Raw genomic sequence first — 24,137 nt, 5'->3', positions numbered from 1 at the left:
CGTGGCGAGTCGATCGCGGGGCCTGAGCGACGCTCACCAGACGTCGAGCTCCACAACGTCACCCTCGACGGTCACGCCACCGCGGAGCGTCCAGGAGTCCGTGCGATACGTCTCGGTCCTCGGACTGCCGTCCTGACCTGTGCCCGACACGGTGGCGACGAGGACGCCCCCGTCGGCGACGAATCCACCGTCCGTGAGCTCCAGGACCGGCAGCTGCTCTATGCGGAACCGGACGTCGTCGACCGCGGCGAACTCGGTGCCCCACGGGATCCTGATCCCGCATCCGTCGGGAACGGCGTCATCGGAGACCTCCGCAGACGTGCACTCCTCGAGGTGGTCGTCCAGCGCCTGCTGTGCGGTCGTGCGCACATCGATCTCAGGCGTCGGTGAGCTGCTCGTCGCCAGGGGATCGGCGGCAGGGGACACATCTCCGGATGACAGCCACAGCCATGATGCCGCCACCATGACGACGAGAGCGGCAGCGACGCCGCCGATCGCCCATGCCCTGCGGCGATTCACGAGGGCACCTCTCTCGCGTGCACATGGCGGCGCACGGACGAGTCCGGGCGAACCGAGAGTGCGGCGTGAAGAGCCTCTGCCGCGGTGCCCCACCGCGAGACCGAGACATGCGCGAGGCCCTGCCATTCCGCTGCGAGCGCCAGCTCTGCGGCGATCCGCTCAGCGTCGGCGTCAGGCCTGGCCTGAGGTTCCCACCAGGCCGACTGCACCTGAAGCGTCGACGTCGCGCGGTCGGCCTTCAGATCGACGCGGGCCACGATCCGGTCGCCGACGAGCACGGGCAGCGAGTAGTAGCCGTATCGCCGCTTGTCGGCGGGGACGTAGATCTCGATCCTGTAGTCGAGCTCGAAGGCGCGCAGCGCTCTGTCGCGGAACCAGACGACGGGATCGAACGGTGTCAGCAGCGCTGACGCGTCGATGCGGCGCGGCAGCACGGCATCCCGATGTCGCCAGCTCGGGAGCGGGCGCCCACCGCGGTCCCAGCCCCGCACCGACACCGGGAGCAGCTCGCCCGTGTCGACCAGATCGGCGATCGACTGCGAGACCGCCGCGCGATCGCGGATGCGGTGGTAGTCGGCGAGATCCGACTGCGTCGCGACTCCCGACGAGAGCGCCGCCCGACGTGTGAGCTCGCGGATCGCATCGTCCCGCGGCACGTGGCGCGACAGGATGGCGTCGGGGATCACCTGCTCGGCGAGAGCGTAGCTGCGCTCGAAGCCCTTCCGACCGCTGATCGCGACGTCCCCGGTGCGCCACAGATGCTCGAGCGCGAGCTTGACGTCATCCCAGTCCCACCATGTGCCGCGCTCGCGGGGCGCATCTTCTCGGAGATCCGCCGGTCGCAGTGGGCCCCGCGCCCTGAGCTCGTCCTGCACCCAGCGCAGCGTCCGCGTGTTCAGGCTCATCCACGAGTCGGCCGCCGCCCATCGAGCGCGGAAGTGATCCATCCGGAATCGCCACAGCGGCCAATCCTCGATGGGGATGAACGTCGCCTCATGAGCCATGTACTCGACGTAGTGGGTGGTCCGGGAGTGGAACACCCGATCGAACAGCGCCGGATCGTAGGCTCCCAGACGCGAGAACAGCGGCATGTAGTGCGACCTCGCGAACACGTTGACCGAGTCGATCTGCAGCACGCCCAGCCGATCCATCACCCGGTGGATGTGCCGGGCCGACACCGATGCGGGGCGTGCGCGGGAGAAGCCCTGCGCGGCCAGCGCGATGCGACGGGCCTGGGCGGAGCTGAGGGTCTCGGTCACCTCGTCAGGGTATCTCCGAGCGCCGACATCCGGGCCTCGTACGTCCGGACGCGCGGCGCCCGCGCCGTAGACTTGGGCGATGAGCGAAGAGCTGCGTCCACGGCTGAGAGACCTCTTCCGTCCGCGCCCGGTCTCGCCGGATCGCACGGTGACCACCGAGGCCGATGAAGCCGTCCCGCGAGGACTCCGCATCACTGCCGCGTATTCCTGGCGCATCCTGCTGATCGCAGCGGTGGTGGCCGGATTCATCTGGCTCGTGATCGAGCTGAAGCTCCTCGTGATCCCCCTCATGGTCGGCATCCTCATCACGGCTCTGCTGTGGCCGGGATTCCAGTGGATGCTGCGCCACCGGTTCCCGCGCTGGCTGGCAGTGGCGCTGTCGATCATCGGCACGCTCGCGATCGTCTCCCTGCTGCTCTGGCTCGTCATCTGGCAGGTCCGCGCCCAGCTGCCCGACGTGCAGGCGCGGAGTTCCCAGGCGATCGAGGAGTTCCGGCAGTTCCTTCTCAACGGACCGCTGCACCTGAGTGAGACGCAGATCCAGGACTACATCGATCAGGGACTCGGCATCATCAACGAGCAGACGCAGACGCTCCTCAACGGGGCTCTCGCGGTCGGCACGACCGCCGCGCATGTGGTGACCGGAGCGGTCCTCTCACTGTTCATCCTGATCTGCCTGCTCGCCGACGGTCGGGGGATCTGGCGCTGGACGCTGCGCCTGTTCCCGCGCGCGGCGCGACCGGCCGCCGACGCGGCCGCGAGCAACGGCTTCGCGACGATCGTCAACTACGCCCGCACGCAGCTGCTGGTGGCCGCGATCGACGCGGTCGGCATCGGCGTGGGTGCCGCTCTGCTCGGCGTCCCGCTGGCGATACCGGTCGCCGTGCTCGTCTTCCTCGGATCCTTCGTGCCGATCGTCGGTGCGGTCGTGACCGGTGCGATCGCGGTCCTGCTGGCCCTCGTCTACAACGGGCCGTGGATCGCTCTGGCGATGCTGGCCGTCGTGCTCGGCGTGCAGCAGCTCGAGGGGCACATCCTGCAGCCGATCCTGATGGGCTCCGCGGTGAAGGTGCACCCGCTCGCGGTCGTGCTCGTCGTCGCCGGCGGCTCGATGGTCGGCGGCATCCCCGGAGCGCTGTTCGCGGTGCCTCTCGCAGCGTTCGTCAACGTCGCAGCGGTGACCGTCAGCACGGGATCGTGGAAGACCGGCGACGTCCCGAACGCAGACCTAATCTGGAGCACAGTTCCGCGCGAGCGGAGACGGAGGAATCGATGAGCGCAGTCCCCAGCCTGGACGAGTTCGAGAAGGCAGCTCAGAGTCTGGCTGAGGTGATCACGCGGACGCCGACGTTGCCTTCGCGCGCTCTGTCGGATGTCCTCGGAGCGCCGGTCGTGCTCAAGATGGAGAACCTGCAGCGAACGGGGTCCTTCAAGATCCGGGGATCCGCATATCGCCTCTCCCAGCTGAGTGCCGAAGAGCGCGCGCGCGGCGTGGTCGCGGCCTCCGCCGGCAATCACGCGCAGGGCGTCGCCCTCGCGGCGCAGACCCTCGGAATCCCGGCGACCATCTTCGTGCCGATCGGCATCCCGGTGCCCAAGCTGCTGGCGACCAGGAGCTACGGCGCCGAGGTCGTGCTCGAGGGAGAGACGGTCGCGACGTCGCTGCGGCTCGCCGCCGAGTTCGCCGAGCGCACGGGAGCGGTGATCATCCATCCGTTCGACCACCGCGATGTCGTCATCGGCCAGGGCACGCTCGGACTCGAGCTGCTCGAGGATGCTCCGGACGTCGACACGATCGTGCTGGGGATCGGCGGGGGAGGCCTGATCGCCGGTGTCGCCGCCGCGGTGAAGGCGAAGGCCGCCGAGATGGGCCGCACCGTCCGCATCATCGGCGTCCAGGCCGAGAACGCCGCGGCGATGCTTCCCTCGCTCGAAGCGGGATACCCGGTCGACATCGAGACGAAGCCCACGATCGCCGACGGCATCCTGGTCGCGCGCCCCGGCGCCATCCCGTTCGAGATCATCAAGGACCTCGTCGACGAGGTCGTCACGGTGACGGACGACGACCTCGCACGCGCCATCCTCGTGCTGCTCGAGCAGTCCAAGGTGATCGCAGAGCCGGCGGGTGCCGTCGGAGTCGCCGCGATCCTCGCCGGCAAGGTGAAGGCCAGCGGCAAGACCATGGCCGTGGTCTCCGGTGGCAACATCGACCCGCTGCTGCTGCAGCGCGTGGTCTCTCACGGTCTGGCGGCATCCGGCCGGTACCTGACGATCCGCATCCCGCTGCCCGACCGTCCCGGTCAGCTGGCGCGGGTGTCCGAGCTGATCGCGGAGGCCGGCGCCAACGTGATCGAGGCGATGCACACCCGTCACGGGCACGGGCTGCAGATCAGCGAGGTCTTCCTCGAGCTCAGCGTCGAGACGCGGGGCACCGAGCATTCCGAGCACACCCTCGACACCCTCCGTCGTGCCGGCTTCCAGCCGATGATCGTTCCGGACTGACCCGCGACGACAGAAGGCCCCGTCCATTTGGACGGGGCCTTCTGTCGTCGCGGAACGCGCGCGTGATCGGAGCGCGTCAGCCGGTGTAGGTCTCGACGTTCACGATCTCGACCGAGATCGCGCGGCCGTTCGGCGCCTCGTACGAGGACTTCTCGCCGACCTTGAGTCCGAGGATCGCCTGTCCGAGCGGGCTGGCCTCGCTGTACACGTCGAGGTCGCTGCCCACGGCGATCTCACGGCTGCCGAGGAGGAAGACCTCTTCGCCACCGGCGACCACGGCGGTCACGACCGTGCCGGGCTCGACGATGCCGCGGCTCGCGGGCGCCTCGCCGACCTTGGCGGTCTTGAGAAGGTTCTCGAGGGTGCGGATCCGCGCCTCCTGCTTGCCCTGCTCGTCCTTGGCGGCGTGGTACCCGCCGTTCTCCTTGAGGTCGCCCTCTTCGCGTGCCGCTTCGATGCGCTTGGCGATCTCTTCGCGACCGGTGGTGGAGAGGTGCTCGAGCTCGGCGACGAGCCGGTCATACGCTTCCTGCGTGAGGAAGGGAACCTGAGCGTCAGTAGACATGACGAAGCTCCTTCGTTAGGTACCCGGCGACGTTCCGCGGGGGATATGCCAAGACGCCCCGGCACGGTGCCAGGGCGTCATCTGTCTGGCTCGAGTCTAAGCGACCCAGCAGCTGTTCACCAAACCTGTCGTGGCGCTCGAGACGGTGGGAACCGTGGCAGAGAGCGCCTGCGAATGGGCATCTCCGGCGGGGATCTCGACGACCTTCCAGCCGACGACCCCGAACTCCTCGTCCAGCGCCTCGACGATGCAGGCCACGTCCTTGCCCTGCACCCCGGTGATCTGGAAGCGCACGGTGACGCTGTGCTCATCCACCAGATCGAAGCCGAGATCGTCCGAGTCGACCGCGTTCATCTGCGCCGCGACGATCATCCAGCCGAACGCGCCGACGAGAAGTGCCGCGATGGCGATCAGGACGATCCATGGCCCCCGGCGGGAGCGGGTGCGACCGTAGCGGTCGTCGAGCTGTTGTGCGGTCGTCACGGGGTAGGTCTTCCGGTCGTTAGGCTGGTAACTCCAGGTTATGCGACCTGCGCATGAAAGGCAGACTCCATGCTCGCTCTGACCGAGACACCGATGCCGACGCCCACGATGACGGTGGCACCGGAGCTGGTCACGCCCGGATTCGTCGGCTTCGCCGCCGTCGTGATCATCCTGATCGCGGTGATCCTGCTGATCCTCGACATGAACCGTCGCATCCGTCGGGTCCGCTACCGCGAAGAGGTCAGGGATGAGCTCGACGCCGAAGAGGCCGCGCGGGCGGCTGACGAGGCGACCGAGACGGATGCCGACCTGCCGATCGTGCGCGAGGGCGACGACGACCCCGAGAAGCGCTGACCGAGCCTTCGGCGGGTCAGGCCCCGAGTGACGGGGACAGCGGTGCGAGGGCGATGAGCAGACACGCGACCCAGTGGCACAGGAAAGCGAGCACCGTGCATACGTGGAAGATCTCGTGGAACCCGAAATGGCCGGGCCACGGGTTGGGCTTCTTGATCGCGTAGACGACCGCGCCGCCCGTATAGAGGAGCCCTCCGACGATGACGAGCACCATCATCGTGGCGTTCGCGACGAAGAGGTCGGCGAGGTACATCACCGCAGCCCAGCCCAGAAGCAGGTAGAGGGCGACGTACAGCCACCGCGGAGCATTGATCCAGAACACCCGGAACAGGATGCCGAGAAGCGCCCCGCTCCACACGAACACGAGCAGCAGGGCGCCCTTCTGAGGGGGCAGAGCGAGCACGGCGAGCGGCGTATAGGTGCCGGCGATCAGCAGCAGGATGTTCGCGTGGTCGATCCGCTTGAGGATCACCTTGACCTTCGGGCTCCAGTCGATCCGGTGATAGAGAGCGGAGTTGCCGAAGAGCAGCAGCGAGGTGGCCATGAACACGGCGGCGGCCCACTTGGCCGCGCCGCCCTGCGCGACGGTGATCAGCACCACCCCGGCGACGATCGCGACGGGGAACGTGGCCGCGTGGATCCAGCCGCGCCAGGTCGGCTTGATCTCGACGGCGGCGTCGTGCGCCGCCTCCTCCAGGAGGGGCAGCTGGGGGACGTCAGGTACCGAGGAGTCGGGAGTGCTCACGCCTTCACTCTATGCGGGCGCCCATGCAGGCGAGCGTACATATCCTGAGCGTCGGCCCTGGGTCCGCCGACGCCGACGCGATAGCGTAGGGAGGTGATGACACGCGATGGTCAGGGGCGGGGGCCGCTGTACCGCCTCTACACCAGCCGGCTGCGCCGCCATCTCGATCCGGAGACCGTTCCCCATCACGTCGCCATGATGATCGACGGCAATCGGCGCTGGGCCAGGCAGCTCGGCTACGAGACTCCCGCGGAGGGACACAGGGCGGGTGCCGCCAAGATGCGCGAGTTCCTCGGCTGGTGCGACGAACTCGGGGTGCGGGTCGTGTCGCTGTATCTCCTGTCGAGCGACAACCTGCGAAAGCGCGACTCCGCCGAGCTCGCCGATCTGATCGAGATCATCGCCGAGCTCGCCGAGGCACTGTCGCGCGAGGGCAATTGGCGTGTGAAGCACGTCGGACGCTCGGACATCCTTCCCGCGGAGCTCGCGAAGGTGCTGGACGACGCACAGGAGCGCACGCGCGACCACACCGGCCTCCACGTCAACCTCGCGGTCGGCTACGGCGGACGCAACGAGATCGTCGATGCGGTGCGCAGCATCGTCACGGCGCATCAGGCGTCCGGCGGCACGATCGAGGACCTCGCCGCTCATCTGACCCCCGAGATGATCGGGGAGCATCTGTACACCGGCGGCCAGCCGGACCCCGATCTCGTCATCCGCACGAGCGGCGAGCAGCGTCTGAGCGACTTCCTGCTCTGGCAGAGCGCCCACAGCGAGTTCTACTTCGTGGAGGCGCTCGGGCCGGACCTGCGCCAGGTCGACTTCCTCCGCGCGATCCGCGACTTCGCCGACCGCGACCGGCGCTTCGGCCGCTGACCTCGACGACGACGCCACCCCGCGTTAACCAACACGTAACGAACTCGTGGCGTGTCGAGTCCGTCAAATGTCGGCGGCTGGTCGTAGCTTCTAGGCATCGGGCAAGGTGCCCGTCGGGTCGGCCTCAGGATGACGACTCGTGACCCCCTGGTCGACTCGTTCGAATAACCGGGAGTTCCCCGGGTCGGGAGTGGGTCGTGACCTCACGTACAGCGCAGCAGTCCACCAGCACCGCGCAGCAGTCCACCCGTAAGACGACGATGCGAGCGGGGGCGGAGGGTCCTGATCAGGATCTTCGGACCTATGTGCTCGACACGTCCGTCCTGCTGAGCGATCCGCAGGCGTTCTTCCGGTTCGCCGAGCACTCGGTCGTCCTTCCGGTGGTGGTCATCACCGAACTCGAAGGCAAGCGGCACGACCCGGAGATCGGATACTTCGCCCGTCAGGCGCTTCGCCACCTCGATGACCTTCGCGTCGAGCACGGACGGCTGGACTTCCCCGTCGAGGTCGGCGAGGGCGGCACGCTTCGGGTCGAGCTGGCCAACACGGACTCCTCGGTGCTCCCGGCCGGCATCCGGCTGAGCGACAACGACACCCGCATCCTCTCGGTCGCGATGAACCTCGCGCAGGACGGTCAGGACGTCACGATCGTCTCGAAGGACCTCCCGATGCGCGTCAAGGCGGCCTCGCTCGGTCTGCGTGCCGAGGAGTACCTCGCCGAGCAGGCCGTCGATTCGGGATGGACCGGAATCACCACGCTCGACCTGTCCGGTGACGAGATCAGCGATCTCTACGAGAGCGAGGTGGGCATCAGCGAAGATGCGAGGGGCCTGCCGGTGAACACCGGGCTCATCATCCACTCCGAGCGCGGTTCCGCACTCGGCAGGATCACGGGAGACGGCGAGTACAAGCTCGTCCGCGGCGACCGCGACATCTTCGGCATGCACGGGCGGTCCGCCGAGCAGCGGATCGCGATCGACCTGCTCACCGACCCGGACATCGGCATCGTCTCGCTGGGCGGGCGCGCGGGCACCGGAAAGTCCGCCCTGGCTCTCTGCGCCGGCCTCGAGGCGGTGCTCGAACGACAGCAGCAGAAGAAGATCATCGTCTTCCGCCCGCTGTTCGCCGTCGGAGGCCAGGAGCTCGGCTACCTGCCCGGCGATCAGGGCGAGAAGATGGGCCCGTGGGGGCAGGCGGTGTTCGACACGCTCGGTTCGGTCGTGTCAGGCAACGTCATGGAGGAGGTCGTCGAACGGGGCATTCTCGAGGTGCTCCCGCTCACGCACATCCGCGGTCGGTCGCTGCACGACGCGTTCGTGATCGTCGACGAGGCGCAGTCGCTCGAGCGCAACGTGCTGCTGACCGTCCTCAGCCGCATGGGGCAGAACTCGCGCGTGATCCTGACCCACGACGTCGGCCAGCGCGACAACCTCCGTGTCGGCCGTCATGACGGCATCGCCAGCGTGATCGAGACGCTCAAGGGGCATGACCTGTTCGCCCACGTGACGCTGATGCGGTCCGAGCGCTCCGCGATCGCCGCCCTGGTGACCGAGCTTCTCGAAGGGGGCGAACTCAGCTGACCTGAGTGGTCCGACAGCGGATGCCGTGATGTCACGGCATCCGCTGTCGCATGTTCCGGCGGATGCGTCGGCGATTCGCTTCCGTCGGCGTGGTCGTCGGATTACGCTCGTGGCACCGAACGCAGACGATGGAGTGATGCGCCATGAGTGACACAACGAAGACTGTCGAAGACCACTCGCTTCCCCCGGTGGCTGTCGATGAGAAGCCGCGCTGGACACCGCTGAAGATCGTCCTCTGGGCGGCGATCGCGCTACTGGGCGGTGTCGCCTGGACGATGCTCGCCATCGTCAGAGGCGAGACGGTGAACGCGATCTGGTTCGTGTTCGCGGCGGTCTGCACCTATCTCGTCTTCTACCGTTTCTACTCGAAGTTCATCGAGCGCAACCTCGTCAAGCCGAACGACCGACGCGCGACACCCGCCGAGTACAAGGCGGACGGCAAGGACTACGTCGCGACCGACCGTCGAGTGCTGTTCGGACACCACTTCGCCGCGATCGCGGGTGCCGGCCCTCTCGTGGGACCCGTGCTCGCCGCGCAGATGGGCTACCTGCCGGGCACGATCTGGATCATCGTCGGAGTCGTCCTGGCGGGTGCCGTGCAGGACTACCTCGTGATGTTCTTCTCGATGCGCCGGGGCGGGCGCTCTCTCGGCCAGATGGCCCGCGACGAGCTCGGTCGATTCGGCGGCACGGCGGCCATCGTCGCCACACTCCTCATCATGATCATCATCACGGCGATCCTCGCTCTCGTCGTGGTGAACGCCCTCGGCGAGAGCCCCTGGGGCGTGTTCTCCGTGGCCATGACGATCCCGATCGCCCTGTTCATGGGTGCGTACCTCCGGTGGATCCGACCAGGCAAGATCACCGAGGTGTCGCTCATCGGGTTCGTGCTCCTGATGGCGGCGATCATCGGCGGCGGGATGGTCGCCGAGACCGACTGGGGTCAGGCGGTCTTCACCCTCGACCGCACGACGATCGCGTGGGGGATCATCATCTACGGCTTCATCGCCGCGGTGCTGCCGGTGTGGATGCTGCTCGCTCCGCGCGACTACCTCTCGACCTTCATGAAGATCGGCGTGATCGTGGCACTCGCCGTCGCGATTCTTTTCGTGCGGCCCGAGATCACCGTCCCGGCCTTCAGTGAATTCGCTGCGGGGGAGACGGGGCCGGTCTGGGCGGGCTCCCTCTTCCCGTTCCTGTTCGTGACGATCGCCTGCGGGGCGCTGAGCGGATTCCATGCGCTCATCGCGTCGGGCACCACGCCGAAGATGATCGAGAAGGAGAAGCAGACCCGCTTCATCGGCTACGGCGGCATGCTCATGGAGTCGTTCGTCGCGATCATGGCGCTCGTCGCCGCGATCTCGATCGACCGTGGTCTGTACTTCGCGATGAACTCCTCGCCGGCCGCGACCCTCGGCACCGTCGAAGGCGCCGTGCAGTTCGTCAACAGCCTCGGGCTGACGGGGGTGAACCTGACCCCCGAGATGCTCACGAGCACGGCCGAAGCTGTGGGGGAGGAGTCGATCGTCTCCCGGACCGGCGGTGCGCCGACCCTCGCTCTCGGCCTCGCGCACATCATGCAGCAGTGGATCGGCGGCACCGGGATGATGGCGTTCTGGTATCACTTCGCGATCATGTTCGAGGCGCTGTTCATCCTGACCGCGGTGGATGCCGGCACCCGTGTCGCGCGATTCATGCTGCAGGACTCGGTCGGCAACGTCATCCCCCGTTTCAAGGACACGTCGTGGCGGGTCGGGGCCTGGATCTGCACGGCGGTGATGGTCGCGGGCTGGGGCGCGGTGCTGATCATGGGCGTCACGGACCCTCTCGGCGGCATCAACACCCTGTTCCCGTTGTTCGGCATCGCCAACCAGCTGCTGGCGGCCATCGCGCTCGCCGTGGTGCTCACCATCGTCGCCCGCAGGCGCACGTTCACGGTTCTCTGGGTGGTCGCTCTGCCGCTGGCATTCGTGACGGTCGTCACCGTCACGGCGTCGCTGCAGAAGATCTTCTCGAGCGTGCCGCAGGTCGGCTACTTCGCCAATCACGTCGCCTTCCGCGACGCGCTGGCTGCGGGCGAGACGTCGTTCGGCACGGCGACCAGCGTCGCCGCGATGGAGGCGGTGGTGCGCAACACGATGATCCAGGGCATCCTGTCGGTGACTTTCCTGGTGCTGTCTGTGATCGTCATCACGATCTCGATCGTCAAGGTCATCCAGGCGGTGCGACCCGGGCCGATCATCGATCACGAGGACCCGGAGGTGCCGTCGCGTCGGTTCGCTCCGGCAGGACTCATCGCCTCACCGGAGGAGCGCGCGGTCGAGAAGGAGTGGAACGCGCTGCCCTCGTCCGCCCAGCCGACGAGGGGGCACTGATGTCTGCGGCGGTGACCGACGCGGCGCGCAGGATCTGGCACTCCGTCGCCTGGTACATGAACGGCGTGACAGGGCAGTCGCGGTACACGGCCTACGTCGCGCACGAACGGGAGCGGCATCCCGAGCGAGAGCCGCTCACCGAACGCGAGTTCTGGCGGGCGCACTACGCCCAGCAGGATGCCGACCCCGGAGCCCGCTGCTGCTGAGGGGCAGAGACGACGGATGCCGCAGGGAACAAGTCCCTGCGGCATCCGTCGTGTCAGTATCCGGTGATCAACCCGGGTGGGTCATCGACAGCAGGTCGAGCTTCTCGTCGAGCTGCTCGAGCGTCAGGTCTCCGCGCTCGACATAGCCGAGGTCGATCACGGCGTCGCGCACCGTGATGCCCTTCGCGACCGAGTGCTTGGCGATCTTCGCCGCAGCCTCGTAGCCGATGAGCTTGTTGAGCGGGGTGACGATCGACGGGCTCATTCCGGCGAAAGCCGCCGCGCGGTCGAGGTTCGCCTGCAGTCCGTCGACGGTCTTGTCGGCGAGCACGCGCGAGGCGTTGGCGAGCAGACGGATCGACTCGAGAACGGCGGTGCCCATGACCGGGATCGCGACGTTGAGCTCGAACGAGCCGGATGCTCCGGCCCAGGCGACGGTCGCGTCGTTGCCGATCACTCGTGCGCACACCATCAGCACGGCCTCGGGGACGACCGGGTTCACCTTTCCGGGCATGATCGAGGAACCCGGCTGCAGGTCGGGGATGTGCAGTTCGCCGAGTCCGGTGTTGGGGCCGGAGCCCATCCAGCGCAGGTCGTTGTTGATCTTGGTCAGCGAGACGGCGATCGTGCGCAGCGCGCCGGACGCCTCGACGAGACCGTCGCGGTTGGCCTGTGCCTCGAAGTGATCCTTGGCCTCGGTGATCGGAAGCTCGGTCTCGGCTGCGAGCAGCTCGATGACCTTCTGCGGGAACCCGAGCGGCGTGTTGATGCCGGTGCCGGTGGCGGTGCCGCCGAGCGGGACCTCGGCGACGCGGGGGAGCGCCGACTGCACGCGCTCGATGCCGAGGCGCATCTGACGGGCGTAGCCGCCGAACTCCTGGCCCAGGGTGACGGGAGTGGCGTCCATGAGGTGCGTGCGACCCGACTTCACCGCGTCCTTCCACAGCTCGGCCTTCGCCTCGAAGGCGACGGCGAGGTGGTCGAGCGCGGGGATGAGGGTGTCGATGAGCGCCTGCGTGACCGCGATGTGCACCGAGGTCGGGAACACGTCGTTCGACGACTGCGAGGCGTTCACATGGTCGTTCGGGTGCACATCCGCACCGAGGATGCGCGTCGCGAGGGTCGCGAGCACCTCGTTCATGTTCATGTTCGACGACGTGCCGGAGCCCGTCTGGTAGGTGTCGACGGGGAACTCGCCGTCATGTGCACCGGATGCGACCTCGTCGGCGGCCTGGGCGATCGCGTCCGCGATGGCCCCATCGAGCGTGCCCAGCTCCTTGTTCGCGAGCGCGGCGGCCTTCTTGATGCGCGCGAGGGCGGCGATCTGCGTGGATTCGAGGCCCTTGCCCGAGATCGGGAAGTTCTCGACGGCGCGCTGCGTCTGTGCGCCGTAGAGCGCGTTCACGGGAACCCGCACCTCGCCCATCGTGTCGTGCTCGATGCGGTAGCCCTGCGCGTCTGCGCCGCTGTGCTGGTCGGTCATTCCGAACCCTCCTTGGTTGCGGGGCTGTGCCCCTCGGTGTCGTTTCCGTCTGTGTCGAGTCCGACCGTGATGACGGGAATCGCGGTTCCCTCGGCCAGACGGTAGTTGGCGCCGACGATGCCCAGACGACCCTCGGCGACGGCGTGGGAGATCACCTCGGACGACTGCAGCAGGTCGCGGACCGTGTTGCGCAGGTGCTCCTGGCCGACCAGGTCGGCGTCGATCTCGGCGACCGTGGTCCCGCCGCTCTCGACGAGCACCTTCCGGGCCGCAGGCACGATCGGTGCGATGAGCTTCCAGATGTGCGGCGGCAGCGGCGCCGCGTCGATCGCGGTGCCGTCGATGGCGGCGCGCACAGCACCGCACGAGTCGTGTGCGAGCACGACGATCAGGGGGACGTTCAGCACCGCGACCGCGTACTCGAGGCTCGCGACGATCGACTCGCCGATCACCTGACCGGCATTGCGGACGACGAACAGGTCGCCGAGCCCCAGGTCGAAGATGATCTCCGCGGCCAGCCGGGAGTCGGAGCATCCGAACAGGGTGGCGACAGGATGCTGCGCTGCAGCCAGGTGCTTGCGTCGGGCGACATCCTGATTCGGGTGCCGCGGGGCGTCATCGACGAATCGCTGGTTGCCCTCCTGCATCTGCTTCCAGGCGGCGGCGGGCGTGAGCGTGTCTGTCATGAGGGCTACTCCGAGAGGTCGCGGATCTGGGGGACGAGGGACTCGGCGAGCTCGGCGGTGGAGTCGGCGGAGCGTGAGCCGTAGAGCAGCAGGTAGTCGTCACCCGCCTGGGTGCCGATCGCATAGGTGATGTTCTGCTTCGCACCGGCATCGCCGAGGTCGTAGACGTCCCACTCCAGCCCGCCGATCGACGTCGTGTCCGTCGGCGCGGTTCCGTTGAGGCGCTGCGGGGCCCAGGCTGCGTCAGCATCGAAGGCCTGTGCCAGCTTGATGAATCCGCGCTCATCCTCGGCTGACGGGGCGAGGGTGACATCCCAGACCGTCGTCGCGCCGCTCGTGAGCTCGGCCGTGTTGACTCTCCAGAAGTCGGCCAGGTCGGGCACGATCACCGGGCGATCCATGGTGGACTCCACGTCCGCGGCTACGCCGACCACGTCGATCTTCTGGGCGGTCGCGGGTTCGCCACGGGGAACTGCGAGCACGATCACCGTGACGATGGCCAGCGTGACGATCAGAGCGGCCACCAGGCTGCGCACCGTCTGGCTCGAGCGATAGGCCTTGCTCGACGCGGCCTTGCGGGCCGCCGTCTCTTCGGGGGTCTCCGGCCGGCCCAGTTCGGCGACGATGGGAGCGGGCTTGCTCATGAGTCGTCTCCGTCGGCGGCACCGGTCGACGTCGCACGGGCGGCCTCGAGGCGACGCTTGGCGCCGAGCAGCCATTCCTCGCAGCGGGCCGCCAGGGCCTCGCCGCGCTCCCAGAGAGCGAGCGACTGCTCGAGGGTCGGAGCGCCCTGTTCGAGTTCGGAGACGACCTTCACGAGCTCATCGCGAGCGGCCTCGAATGACAGCGTGTCCACAGGGGTGTCGTTCGGCGCACTCACGCCTCCATCCTACGCGGTGCGCGGGACCCGCTCATCCGGAGCGGGGCACCGGTGCTTCCGCGATCTCGCCCTCGGAACGGGCCGCGACGGAGCCGCGGTCGACCGTGATCGTCAGGCTGCTGCCGGCCGGAGCGTCGGCGGCGTCGCGGAGGATCATTCCGCCCTCGAGATGGGCGATCGCATAGCCGCGCGACAGCGTGGCCGCGGGGGAGAGCGCCCGCAGTGAGGCTCGCAGCTCGCTCGTCGCACGGCCGGCCGCATCGTGCTGACGGGTGATCGTGTCGCGTCCTCGCGAGAGCAGCAGCCACACGTCCTGAGAACGCGACTCGATGATCGGGTCGGGGGAGCGCAGCGAGGGACGGGACCGCAGCTGCTCGAGCTGCGCGATGTCGTGCGACAGCCGCTGCGTCAGTCGGGTCGTGGCTCGGGATCGCAGCTGCGCGATCAGCGCCCGCTGCTCGCTGACGTCGGGTACGACGCGCTTCGCAGCATCCGTCGGAGTCGATGCACGCAGGTCGGCCACGTCGTCCAGAAGCGGATGATCGTTCTCGTGTCCGATCGCGCTGACGATCGGAGTCGTTGCCGCGGCCACAGCCCGGACGAGCCGTTCGTCACTGAATCCGAGCAGCGTCTGCGGATCGCCGCCGCCGCGGGCGATGACGATCACGTCGACATCCGGGTCGGCATCCAGTCGTGCCAGAGCGGCGAGGGTCTCGGGGACGCACCGGTCGCCCTGAACAGCCGCATACTCCGTGCGGAAGCGCACCTGGGGCCAGCGCAACTCGGCGTTGCGGTGCACGTCCTTCTCGGCATCCGACTTCTCTCCCGTGATCAGGCCGATCACATGGGGGAGGAACGGGAGGCGCTTCTTGCGCGACGCGTCGAACAGGCCCTCCTGGCGCAGCTGCAGTCGCAGCTTCTCCAGCTTCTCCAACTGATCGCCGAGGCCCACGTGCTTCATCGCCGAGACGGCGAAGCTGAAATCGCCGGCCTTGACGAAGTAGTCGGCCTTGACGGCGGCGACGACATGGTCGCCGACAGCCAGATCACCGGGGATCCGCGGGCGCACACTCGACCAGATCCTGATGGAGATCTGCGCGTCGGAGCGGGTGTCCTTGAGCCGGGCGAAGATGTTGCCCCCGCGCACGTTCCAGGAGGTGATCTCGCCTTCGACCCACACCGTGTTCCAGCGCGCCACGAAGTCGCGGATCGTGGCGTTCAGGCGTGCGACCGAGGTCGGTGCGTCGGCCGAGGAGTCGCGTGGGGCGACCGCATCCGCCGGCGGAGTCTCGCCAGGACGCGTCGATGCTTCGAAGACCGTCATGCGCTCGGTGCCCCTTCCCGCTCCTGCTCAGGTTCTCGGCGGTAGAATTCAAGGGTGACCTCGACTGCCGTTCATCTGCCTCTGCCGCGCATCCCCCGAGTACGTGGGGCGGCCGGGCGGCTTCAGGATAACCCGGTCGTCGGGAACAAGCGTGTTCTGCTCGCCGCTCCGCGCGGATACTGCGCCGGCGTCGACCGGGCTGTGGTCGCCGTCGAGAAGGCGCTCGAGCGCTACGGCGCGCCGGTCTACGTGCGCAAGCAGATCGTGCACAACATCCACGTCGTCACCGAGCTCGAGGAGAAGGGCGCGATCTTCGTCGAGGAGGTCGACGAGGTTCCCGAGGGCGCTCACGTCGTCTTCAGTGCGCACGGAGTCTCGCCCGCGGTCGTCGAGGCGGCGTCGGACCGCGGCCTGCACGCCATCGACGCGACCTGCCCGCTGGTCACCAAGGTTCACCGCGAGGCAGTGCGTTTCGCCCGCGACGATTTCGAGATCCTGCTCATCGGCCACGAGGGGCACGAGGAGGTCGAGGGCACTGCGGGAGAGGCTCCCGAGCATGTGACCATCGTGAACTCGCCCGCCGAAGCCGACACCGTGCAGGTGAAGGACCCCTCGAAGGTGGTCTGGCTCTCGCAGACCACGCTCTCGGTCGACGAGACCATGGAGACCGTGAACCGACTGCGGGCCCGGTTCCCCGAGATGCACAATCCGCCGTCCGATGACATCTGCTACGCCACGCAGAACCGCCAGGTCGCCATCAAGAAGGTCGCGGCGAACGCCGACCTCGTGATCGTCGTCGGTTCCTCGAACTCGTCGAATTCGGTGCGCCTCGTCGAGGTCGCGCTCGAATACGGCGCGAAGGCCGCCTATCGCGTGGACTACGCCGAAGAGGTCAAGCAGGAGTGGCTCGACGGCGTTGCGACGGTCGGTGTCACCTCCGGCGCCTCCGTGCCCGAGGTGCTGGTTCGCGAGGTCCTCGACGCACTCGACGGAGCGGGTTACCGCGACGTCGAAGAGGTCAAGACGGCGGAGGAGGACCTCATGTTCTCCCTGCCCAAGGAGCTGCGACAGGATGCCGCGGGTCAGCGAGATGCTCGTGCGCTGGGAGGCCGTTCCTCCAGCGGGAACGCCTGACGGTGGCCGCCACAGAGGCGGCGCCGACGCTGATCGGCTCGGTGCAGCGCGCGCTCCGACTCGTCGACATGGTCGCGAACTCTCCGCGCCCGGTGCCGGTCAAGACTCTCGCCATGCGAACCGGCCTCACCCCGGGCACGACCTACAACCTCGTGCGCACACTGGTGCATGAGGGGTATCTCGTGAGCGAGCCCGACGGTCTGGTCCTCGGCGAGAACTTCCCCGCCTTCCGGCTGCAGTCCGACGCCGGGGGCGTGTTCTTCGCGCACGTCCGCATGGCCCTGCGTCAGACCGCCGACGAGGTGGGTGCTTCCGCATACCTGTCCCGCTATCAGGACGGCGAAGTGCACCTCATCGACATCGTGGATGCCCCGCGCAGTCCTCGGCTCGATCTGTGGGTGGGTCTGGATTCGAGCGCGCATGCCACGGCGCTCGGCAAGCAGATCCTCAGCGATCTGAGCGGAGAGGAGCGTGACGACTATCTCTCGCGGCATCCGCTGGAGGAACTCACGTCTCGCACGATCAGTGACCGGCGTGCGCTGATCGCGGAGCTCGACCGCTCTCCGGGATTCGCCGTGGACCGCGAGGAGTATGCCATCGGCAACACCTGCATCGCCGTTCCCGTGATCGCCCCGAGCGTCAGAGCCTCACTCGCCGTCTCGCTTCCGGTGGGACACCCGCGCTTCGATCGCGGCCTGGTCGGGAAGCTCAAGCTCGTGGCGAGGCGGTTGTCCATGCAGTTGGGGGCGGACGCTCTGGGCGGCGGCGCAGCCCGTCTGGCGACGCCGATCTGACGCAGCACGTGTCGCCCGTCTGATGCTCTTCACTATCTGAAGAAGTGCCTCTGGTGCTCGGGCACGCGCTTTCCTAACATGTGAGGTGTAGTCGTCTGTGCAATCGGCGCTACAGGTGGAGGAATGTCCCCAGCGTTCCTCACCCCACTTGGATGACGAGCGTCCCCAGCGTTCCGAGTCCGCGGCCCCGAGGAGTCCCCACTCCTCCGGGGCCGCCATTCTTTTGACGCCCGCAGTCTGTGAGTCGTGCAGAGACCGGGCGGATACCATGGCCGAATGACCGATCAGCGTCCCCAGTACGGCGAAATCGCGACCCTCGAAGAGCAGCGGAGGGCAGCAGGGCTGCCGCCGCTGGGCGAGGTGCCGGCTGTGGATGTGAGCGGGGCCGAGAACGCGCCCGCTCCCGGTGACCGAGTCCCGTCCGCATCGGCAGCGGCTCGTCCGCGTCCCGTCGATCGCTTCGTGACCATCGCACTGCTCGCCTACGGGCTGATCAATGTCGTGATGACAGGACTGTCATACCTCGACTTCTCCACCGCGATGAATCAGATGATGACGGTGCTCGGCGTGGACGGCGAGTTCACCAACTTCGCTGAGGGCCGGATCTGGGGCACCGTCGCGGCGATCGTGCTCGCCGTGGGCTGGTCGCTCACCGCTTTCCTGTCGATCCGCCGCCTGCGCGCCGGCAAGCTCTCGTGGTGGGTTCCGCTGGTCGGTGCGGCCGTGACCCTGCTCGTGGCGTCTGTGTGCGCCGCGATTCCGCTGATGAACGACCCGGCGTTCATCGACTTCGTCGCCAAGACGGCGGGTGGATGACCCCGTGAAACAGGAGATGCCCCCGGCCGTTCGGTCGGGGGCATCTGCGTTGTCAGGCTGGATCAGCTCTGGGACTGGCCGTACGAGCCGAGCTGGCGCGTGGACTCGACGACGCGAGCGGCCATGGCCGTCTCCGCGATCTTGCCCCAGGCGCGCGGGTCGTACTGCTTCTTGTTGCCGACCTCGCCGTCGACCTTGAGCACACCGTCGTAGTTCTTGAACATGTAGTCCGCGATGGCACGCGTGTAGGCGTACTGCGTGTCGGTGTCGATGTTCATCTTGATGACGCCGTTGGCCACCGCGAGGGCGATCTCCTCATCGGTCGAACCAGAACCGCCGTGGAAGACGAGGTCGAGCGGCTTCGCGCCGGTGTTGTACTTCGCGGCGACCTGCTGCTGGATCTCTCCGAGGAGCTCGGGACGCAGCTTCACTCCGCCCGGCTTGTAGACGCCGTGGACGTTGCCGAACGTGAGGGCTGCGATGTAGCGCCCCTGCTCGCCGAGACCGAGCGCCTGTACGGCCTGGTCGACGTCCGCGAACGTCGTGTAGAGGGCATCGTTGGATCCCTCGTGCGCCACACCGTCTTCCTCGCCGCCGACGACGCCGATCTCGACCTCGAGGATGGCGTTGATGTTCTTCATGCGGGGCAGGAGATCCTTGGCGATCTCGATGTTCTCCGCGAGCGGCACGGCCGAGCCGTCCCACATGTGGGACTGGAAGATCGGGTTGCGTCCCGCCTTGACCTCGTCTTCGGAGGCGGAGATCAGCGGCTCGACGAAGCCGGCGAGAGCATCCTTCGGGCAGTGGTCGGTGTGCAGCGCGACGGTGATCGGGTAGTTCTTCGCGACCTCGGTCGCGAAGCGCGCGAAGGCGAGTGCGCCGGTCGCGCGGGCCTTGACCGTGTGGCCGGCGAAGTAGTCGGCGCCGCCGGTGGTGACCTGGATGATTCCGTCGGAACCTGCCTCGGTCAGTCCCTGGAGGACGGAGTTGATGGTCTGCGAGCTCGAGACGTTGAAAGCCGGGTACGCGAAGCCGCCGGCCTTCGCGCGGTCGAGCATTTCGGCGTACTGATCCGGGGTGGCGACGGGCATGAGAACTCCTGCGATTTTGGGGAAGCCGGGACAGCAGTCACTCTATCGGGGCTGACTGCCCGATGCTGTCGGCGGTGACCGGGCGAGCACGCCCTCCTACCCGTGTGTTAAGAATCGGGATTCCTTCGTCGTCGCTCGACCGAAAACTGCCGTTTCAGACGTTCACGCTGGTTAGGCTGACCGCATGGTTAGTCTTACAGCGGATCTCAGCCCCCTTCGTCCCGATCGAAACCTCGCGATGGAGCTGGTGCGGGCCACTGAAGCAGCCGCCATCCGCGCCGTTCCGTTCATCGGTCGTGGCGCGAAGGAGGCGGCGGACGGCGCCGCCGTCGATGCGATGCGTGCCTTCCTCGGGACAGTGGCCTTTCAGGGGCGAGTGGTCATCGGTGAGGGCGAGAAGGACAATGCTCCGATGCTCTTCAACGGCGAAGAGGTCGGCACCGGCAGCGGCCCGGAGTGCGACATCGCGGTCGACCCGATCGATGGCACCTCGCTGACCGCAGCAGGACGTCAGAATGCGCTCTCGGTCATCGCCGTCTCCGATCGCGGATCGATGCTCGACGCGTCCAGCGTCTTCTATATGGACAAGCTCGTCACGGGCCCTGCCGGTGTCGGAGTGGTCGACATCCGCCTGCCGATCGGCGAGAACATCCGCAAGCTCGCGGGGGCTCTCGGCAAGCCGGTGGACGAGATCGTCGTCTCGGTGCTGAACCGTCCGCGTCACGAGCAGCTGATCCAGGAGATCCGGGATGCCGGTGCCGGGACGCGACTCATGAGCGACGGCGACGTCGCCGGCGGGATCAACGCGGCGCGTCACGCGGCCCGAACCGACATGTGCGTCGGGGTGGGCGGCAGCCCCGAGGGAATCGTGACGGCGTGTGCGATCAAGGCTCTCGGCGGTCACATCCAGGGGCGTCTCTGGCCTCGCGACGACGATGAGCGCCAGCGCGGAATCGACGCCGGCCTCGACATGGACAAGGTCTACGAGGCCGACGATCTCGTGCGCGGGGACAACACGATCTTCGTCGCCACCGGCGTCACGGACGGCCAGCTGGTGGCCGGCGTCCGACGCGAGGGCGGCTACATCTACACCGAGAGCGTCGTGCTGCGCGGTGCCTCGGGAACCCTTCGCCGGATCGCCTCGGAGCACCTCGTCTCGAAGTGGCTCTGACTGCCGAGACCTGAGAGCGCGAGTCGGGAACGGGCCCCTCATCGTTACCGACCCGGTACCGCTTTTGCGGTGCTGAGCCGAGCTTTCTCGTGCGTTCGTGTGACAATTGACACTGGATTTGTCGCCGTCGACGGAGCCGCCAGGCACCGCAGGCACAGGAGGGCAGACCGATGACAACGCAGCACACGAATGGTTCCCAGGGCACGCCGACCAAGATCGTGACGACGCCGACCGGCCGGATCATGCGGATCAACGTCGACGAGGCCGGAGTGCCTCTGCCGATCGCGACTCCGGCGGCGCCTGTCGTCAAGACGGCTGTCTCAGATCCCGCTCGACGTGCGGACGTGCTGTTCCGCAAGCGCCTCGACGAGGGGCACGAGATCAGCTCCTGGTGGATGGTCGGAGCTTTCGTCGTGACCAGCGGCCTCGTGATCCTGCTGCTCAGCGGCGTACCGGGCGTCGCCTGATCTCAGCGGCGGGGCTCTTCCGCCTCGACCGGTCGGGATGCTGAATCCGCGTTCGCCGATTCGTCGCTGACCCGGCCGCGAACGTCTCCGACATCGGCCTGGATCGACGTACCCGGCGCAGCGGACGCATCGTCAGCAGCATGGGGGATGCGGAGCTCGGAGCCGATCTCCGCTCCTGAGCCGCTCATGAGCTCTGCCGAGGTGAAACGTCGCGTCTGCGCGGTGATCGCCGGTGGAGCGGAGTCGAGCGTCGACGCGCTGATTCCGGGGAACTGCCTGGCCGTCACGAGCACACGGCTCTCGAGCGAACCCGCGAATCTGTTGTAGCTGTCGACCGTGCGCTCGAGTGCGCGGCGCAGATCGTCGGCGTGCCCCGCGAGGATGCCGAGTCGGTCGTAGAGCTGGGTGCCGAGATTCAGCAGTGCGCGCGCCTCGGTCGACACCTCTTGCTGCGTCCAGCTGTAGGCCACGGTCTTGAGCACGGCCCACAGATTCACCGGGGACGCGAGCGCCACCTTCTTCGTGAATGCGTAGTCCAGCAGCGTCGGGTCTTCGTCGATGGCTGCGGCGAGCAGCGACTCGCTCGGCAGGAAGCAGATGACGAACTCAGGACTGGCGTCGAGGCCCGTCCAGTACGCCTTCTTCGCGAGTGCGTCCACGTGCGCGCGAACGGCCTTCACGTGCTTCTGCATGTGGGAGCGACGCTGTGTCTCATGCGCGTCCCCGATCGGCAGTGCCGATGCCTCGAGGTAGGCATCGAGCGGAACCTTGGCGTCGACCGCGATCGATGTGCCGCCGGCGAGACGGATCACCATGTCGGGCCGTCCCTGACCCCGGTCCGACGAGATGCTGGACTGCAGATCGAAGTCGACGTGTCGGATCAGCCCTGCGGCCTCGACGACCCGTCGCAGCTGCGTCTCACCCCAGACCCCTCGTGTGGCTGTCGAGCGCAGTGCTCCGGCGAGCGACTCGGTCGTCGAGCGCAACGCCTCGTCGGACTCCTGCGCGCGCCTGAGCTGCTCCGCGAGCGATCCGAACTGCGCATGACGCTCCTGCTCGATCGCCGAGACCTTCTGCTGCATCTGCTGGAGACTCTCGCGCACGGGAGCGAGAGCGGTGAGCACCGCATTCTGCTGCTGCACCCGCTGCGCCTCGGCGCGCTGCTCGAGCCTCGCGTGCTCGACGGCATCCCGATACAGGTCGTACTGTCGGTCGCGATCGTCTCGAGCTGCGGCGAGCTCGGCCTCGGCGCGAGCGAGGTCTGCTGCTCCGCGCGATCCGCGGAGGAACCACCCCACGGCGGCGCCGGCCGCGAGCGCGACCAGGAGAAGAACGAGCGTGAGAGCATCCATGTGCTCCATGATGCGCTCGGCCACGGACATTCGTCCGGTGCGACTCAGGCGACCGCGCGCTCCGGGGTGGCGAGGACCGGCTCGGTCACTCGCAGCGACAATGCATCCGCCAGGGAGAAGACGTCGGACGCGCCGTGTCGGCGAGCGGCGTCGATGATGATGTGGGCGCACGCGAGCGCGTCCGCGAGCGCGTCATGGTGCGAGAAGCCGGTGAAGCCCGCAGCCTCTGCGGCCTTCGGGAGTCGGTACGACTCGAGGTCGTAGGTCTTGCGAGCCACCTGCAGGCTGCACAGCGAGCGATACGGCGGGCAGTCGCCGCCGGTGGCCTCGGACGCCCGGCGGAGCACGTTGAGGTCGAAGCCCGCGTTGTGCGCCACGAGCACGTCGGCGCCGGCGAAGGCGCACAGGCGGTCGAACTGATCGGCCCAGGTGGCCGCGTCGATCACGTCGTGGGCGCGGATGCCGTGGATCTTGGTGTTCCACTCCTGGAACTCGTCGTGACCGGCGGGCGGGCGGATCAACCATCCGGCGGTGGCGACGATCCTGCCGTCGCGCACCCGCACGAGGCCGACGGAGCAGGCCGAGGCGGGGCTGGAGTTCGCCGTCTCGAAGTCGATTGCGGTGAAATCCAGTGGCACATCCCCACTCTCTCCCGGCATCCGAGACGCTCCAGGATGACGCGCCGTAGGCTGGCGACATGAGTACCGACCGAGCGACATCCTTCGGCGCCGAGGCCGCGAACTACGAGGCGGGAAGACCCGAGTATCCCTTCGAGGCCGTGTCGTGGATGCTCGATCCGATGCCTCACGGCTCCCGTCGCACCGCCGACGTGGGCGCGGGCACCGGAAAGCTCACACGTGTGCTCGCGCAGGCCCCGGATGCCGAGGTCGTCGCCGTGGATCCGGACGCCGCCATGCTCGCGACACTGCGGCGGAGCGTTCCCGGTGTTCCGACTTTCCAGGGAACAGCCGAACGGATGCCGCTGCCCGACGCCAGCCTCGACGCCGCCGTGCTGGGTCAGGCCTGGCACTGGGTCGAGCCGTCTGCGGCGTCCCTCGAACTCGGACGAGTCGTCCGCACCGGGGGAGTGCTGGGGCTGATCTGGAACATCCGCGACGAACGCGCGGACTGGGTGCGCCGTCTCACTGACATCATGCACAGCAGTCCGGCGGAGGACATGGTCAACGGACCCGGCTCCGACGGCCCGCGCATCGAGGCCCCGTTCACGGGGATCGAGAAGCAGCAGTGGGAGTGGACCCGGGCGATGAACCGGACGCAGCTGCATCAGATGGCGCGCTCGCGCAGCTACCTGATCGCGGCGTCGAACGACGAACGCTCAGAGATCACACGGCAGATGGACGTGCTGTTCGACGAGCTCGGACTCGACGGTGAGGGGACGATCGACCTGCCCTACGTGACGCACGCATTCCGCGCCGTGCGAGCCTGACGCCGACACCCGCAGGGGCTGCGCATCT

The 24,137-nt window shown here is 67.8% G+C and carries 26 protein-coding genes; 13 read left to right on the top strand and 13 right to left on the bottom strand.

All coding sequences use genetic code 11. The features are described 5' to 3' along the window. Nucleotides 1–33: 33 nt before the first annotated feature. Complete coding sequence (locus ACZZZQ_RS01990; RefSeq protein WP_463506776.1) at nt 34–519, bottom strand: hypothetical protein; 486 nt, start codon at nt 517–519, stop codon at nt 34–36. Beyond that, on the bottom strand, nt 516–1,778 hold the full coding sequence (locus tag ACZZZQ_RS01985) for a winged helix-turn-helix domain-containing protein (RefSeq protein WP_463506775.1): 1,263 nt from the start codon (nt 1,776–1,778) through the stop codon (nt 516–518). Before ACZZZQ_RS01985 ends, ACZZZQ_RS01990 begins: the two co-directional genes overlap by 4 nt. A 79-nt stretch (nt 1,779–1,857) precedes the next feature. Between ACZZZQ_RS01985 and ACZZZQ_RS01980 the strand changes: the two genes are divergently transcribed. Both ACZZZQ_RS01980 and ilvA read left to right on the top strand, forming a co-directional pair. Then, nucleotides 1,858–3,054 (top strand): AI-2E family transporter, encoded by a 1,197-nt coding sequence (locus ACZZZQ_RS01980; protein WP_082297766.1) that lies wholly within the window; start codon nt 1,858–1,860, stop codon nt 3,052–3,054. After that, a complete protein-coding gene (gene ilvA, locus ACZZZQ_RS01975) occupies nt 3,051–4,280 on the top strand; it encodes a threonine ammonia-lyase (protein ID WP_053095513.1) in 1,230 nt (409 codons plus the stop codon). Before ACZZZQ_RS01980 ends, ilvA begins: the two co-directional genes overlap by 4 nt. Nucleotides 4,281–4,356: 76 nt before the next feature. On the opposite strand, the gene greA is transcribed toward ilvA, so the two are convergent. Together greA and ACZZZQ_RS01965 are read right to left on the bottom strand one after the other, a co-directional pair. After that, the gene (greA, locus tag ACZZZQ_RS01970; protein WP_053095514.1) at nt 4,357–4,845 is read right to left on the bottom strand and encodes a transcription elongation factor GreA; all 489 of its coding nucleotides are present in this window, start codon (nt 4,843–4,845) and stop codon (nt 4,357–4,359) included. A gap of 96 nt (nt 4,846–4,941) precedes the next feature. Continuing rightward, nucleotides 4,942–5,328, bottom strand: coding sequence for a DUF4307 domain-containing protein (locus ACZZZQ_RS01965; RefSeq protein ID WP_053095515.1), 387 nt, complete (start codon nt 5,326–5,328; stop codon nt 4,942–4,944). Nucleotides 5,329–5,397: 69 nt separating this feature from the next. Here ACZZZQ_RS01965 and ACZZZQ_RS01960 point away from each other — a divergent pair, with 69 nt between their 5' ends. Beyond that, nucleotides 5,398–5,682, top strand: coding sequence for a hypothetical protein (locus tag ACZZZQ_RS01960; RefSeq protein ID WP_053095516.1), 285 nt, complete (start codon nt 5,398–5,400; stop codon nt 5,680–5,682). A gap of 16 nt (nt 5,683–5,698) precedes the next feature. Here the strand turns inward: ACZZZQ_RS01960 and trhA are convergent, their stop codons facing one another. After that, nucleotides 5,699–6,427: a PAQR family membrane homeostasis protein TrhA gene (gene trhA, locus ACZZZQ_RS01955; RefSeq protein ID WP_072590976.1), complete on the bottom strand. Its 729-nt coding sequence runs from the start codon at nt 6,425–6,427 to the stop codon at nt 5,699–5,701. A 96-nt stretch (nt 6,428–6,523) separates the two neighbouring features. Here trhA and ACZZZQ_RS01950 point away from each other — a divergent pair, with 96 nt between their 5' ends. The 4 genes from ACZZZQ_RS01950 to ACZZZQ_RS01935 all read left to right on the top strand — a co-directional run bounded on the left by ACZZZQ_RS01950 (nt 6,524) and on the right by ACZZZQ_RS01935 (nt 11,464). Next, nucleotides 6,524–7,303, top strand: a complete 780-nt coding sequence (locus tag ACZZZQ_RS01950; protein ID WP_056277965.1) for an isoprenyl transferase — start codon at nt 6,524–6,526, stop codon at nt 7,301–7,303. A gap of 260 nt (nt 7,304–7,563) precedes the next feature. Beyond that, complete coding sequence (locus ACZZZQ_RS01945; protein ID WP_053095519.1) at nt 7,564–8,883, top strand: PhoH family protein; 1,320 nt, start codon at nt 7,564–7,566, stop codon at nt 8,881–8,883. A 143-nt stretch (nt 8,884–9,026) separates the two neighbouring features. Then, nucleotides 9,027–11,258 (top strand): carbon starvation CstA family protein, encoded by a 2,232-nt coding sequence (locus ACZZZQ_RS01940; RefSeq protein WP_230100675.1) that lies wholly within the window; start codon nt 9,027–9,029, stop codon nt 11,256–11,258. Then, nucleotides 11,258–11,464 carry a YbdD/YjiX family protein gene (locus ACZZZQ_RS01935; RefSeq protein WP_463506774.1) on the top strand — a complete coding sequence of 69 codons (207 nt, stop codon included), beginning with the start codon at nt 11,258–11,260 and terminating at the stop codon, nt 11,462–11,464. Before ACZZZQ_RS01940 ends, ACZZZQ_RS01935 begins: the two co-directional genes overlap by 1 nt. A gap of 67 nt (nt 11,465–11,531) precedes the next feature. On the opposite strand, the gene ACZZZQ_RS01930 is transcribed toward ACZZZQ_RS01935, so the two are convergent. Genes ACZZZQ_RS01930 through xseA form a run of 5 tightly spaced genes read right to left on the bottom strand, consistent with a single transcriptional unit; the run spans nt 11,532 to nt 15,837 of the window. Next, nucleotides 11,532–12,947 (bottom strand): class II fumarate hydratase, encoded by a 1,416-nt coding sequence (locus ACZZZQ_RS01930; protein ID WP_053095522.1) that lies wholly within the window; start codon nt 12,945–12,947, stop codon nt 11,532–11,534. Next, entirely contained in the window at nt 12,944–13,633 is a 690-nt protein-coding gene (locus ACZZZQ_RS01925) for a carbonic anhydrase (protein ID WP_053095523.1), read from the bottom strand. Before ACZZZQ_RS01925 ends, ACZZZQ_RS01930 begins: the two co-directional genes overlap by 4 nt. 5 nt (nt 13,634–13,638) lie before the next feature. Next, a complete protein-coding gene (locus ACZZZQ_RS01920; protein WP_053095524.1) occupies nt 13,639–14,277 on the bottom strand; it encodes a DUF4245 family protein in 639 nt (212 codons plus the stop codon). Next, nucleotides 14,274–14,513, bottom strand: coding sequence for an exodeoxyribonuclease VII small subunit (locus ACZZZQ_RS01915; protein WP_053095525.1), 240 nt, complete (start codon nt 14,511–14,513; stop codon nt 14,274–14,276). Before ACZZZQ_RS01915 ends, ACZZZQ_RS01920 begins: the two co-directional genes overlap by 4 nt. Before the next feature lie 31 nt (nt 14,514–14,544). Continuing rightward, the gene (gene xseA / locus ACZZZQ_RS01910) at nt 14,545–15,837 is read right to left on the bottom strand and encodes an exodeoxyribonuclease VII large subunit (protein ID WP_463506773.1); all 1,293 of its coding nucleotides are present in this window, start codon (nt 15,835–15,837) and stop codon (nt 14,545–14,547) included. A 90-nt stretch (nt 15,838–15,927) separates the two neighbouring features. Between xseA and ACZZZQ_RS01905 the strand changes: the two genes are divergently transcribed. The 3 genes from ACZZZQ_RS01905 to ACZZZQ_RS01895 all read left to right on the top strand — a co-directional run bounded on the left by ACZZZQ_RS01905 (nt 15,928) and on the right by ACZZZQ_RS01895 (nt 18,581). Further along, entirely contained in the window at nt 15,928–16,971 is a 1,044-nt protein-coding gene (locus ACZZZQ_RS01905; RefSeq protein WP_053099044.1) for a 4-hydroxy-3-methylbut-2-enyl diphosphate reductase, read from the top strand. A gap of 2 nt (nt 16,972–16,973) precedes the next feature. Beyond that, the gene (locus ACZZZQ_RS01900) at nt 16,974–17,765 is read left to right on the top strand and encodes an IclR family transcriptional regulator (protein ID WP_053095527.1); all 792 of its coding nucleotides are present in this window, start codon (nt 16,974–16,976) and stop codon (nt 17,763–17,765) included. Between the two features lie 276 nt (nt 17,766–18,041). Then, nucleotides 18,042–18,581 (top strand): DUF6264 family protein, encoded by a 540-nt coding sequence (locus ACZZZQ_RS01895; protein ID WP_463506772.1) that lies wholly within the window; start codon nt 18,042–18,044, stop codon nt 18,579–18,581. A gap of 62 nt (nt 18,582–18,643) precedes the next feature. Here the strand turns inward: ACZZZQ_RS01895 and fbaA are convergent, their stop codons facing one another. Beyond that, nucleotides 18,644–19,672 (bottom strand): class II fructose-bisphosphate aldolase, encoded by a 1,029-nt coding sequence (fbaA, locus tag ACZZZQ_RS01890; RefSeq protein WP_053095529.1) that lies wholly within the window; start codon nt 19,670–19,672, stop codon nt 18,644–18,646. A gap of 184 nt (nt 19,673–19,856) precedes the next feature. Here fbaA and glpX point away from each other — a divergent pair, with 184 nt between their 5' ends. Both glpX and ACZZZQ_RS01880 read left to right on the top strand, forming a co-directional pair. Next, complete coding sequence (glpX, locus tag ACZZZQ_RS01885; protein WP_053095530.1) at nt 19,857–20,843, top strand: class II fructose-bisphosphatase; 987 nt, start codon at nt 19,857–19,859, stop codon at nt 20,841–20,843. 170 nt (nt 20,844–21,013) lie between these two features. Next, nucleotides 21,014–21,310: a hypothetical protein gene (locus tag ACZZZQ_RS01880; RefSeq protein WP_053095531.1), complete on the top strand. Its 297-nt coding sequence runs from the start codon at nt 21,014–21,016 to the stop codon at nt 21,308–21,310. Nucleotides 21,311–21,312: 2 nt separating this feature from the next. Here the strand turns inward: ACZZZQ_RS01880 and ACZZZQ_RS01875 are convergent, their stop codons facing one another. Both ACZZZQ_RS01875 and ACZZZQ_RS01870 read right to left on the bottom strand, forming a co-directional pair. Then, nucleotides 21,313–22,662: a DNA recombination protein RmuC gene (locus ACZZZQ_RS01875; protein ID WP_463508080.1), complete on the bottom strand. Its 1,350-nt coding sequence runs from the start codon at nt 22,660–22,662 to the stop codon at nt 21,313–21,315. A gap of 44 nt (nt 22,663–22,706) precedes the next feature. Further along, nucleotides 22,707–23,300 carry an exonuclease domain-containing protein gene (locus ACZZZQ_RS01870; RefSeq protein WP_053095533.1) on the bottom strand — a complete coding sequence of 198 codons (594 nt, stop codon included), beginning with the start codon at nt 23,298–23,300 and terminating at the stop codon, nt 22,707–22,709. A 59-nt stretch (nt 23,301–23,359) separates the two neighbouring features. On the opposite strand from ACZZZQ_RS01870, the gene ACZZZQ_RS01865 reads away from it, so the two are divergent. Beyond that, nucleotides 23,360–24,109, top strand: a complete 750-nt coding sequence (locus tag ACZZZQ_RS01865; RefSeq protein WP_463506771.1) for a class I SAM-dependent methyltransferase — start codon at nt 23,360–23,362, stop codon at nt 24,107–24,109. Nucleotides 24,110–24,137: the final 28 nt, after the last annotated feature.

It is taken from the genome of Microbacterium sp. AC132, assembly GCF_979258525.1.
This window is presented reverse-complemented; position numbering and strand designations above follow the sequence as displayed.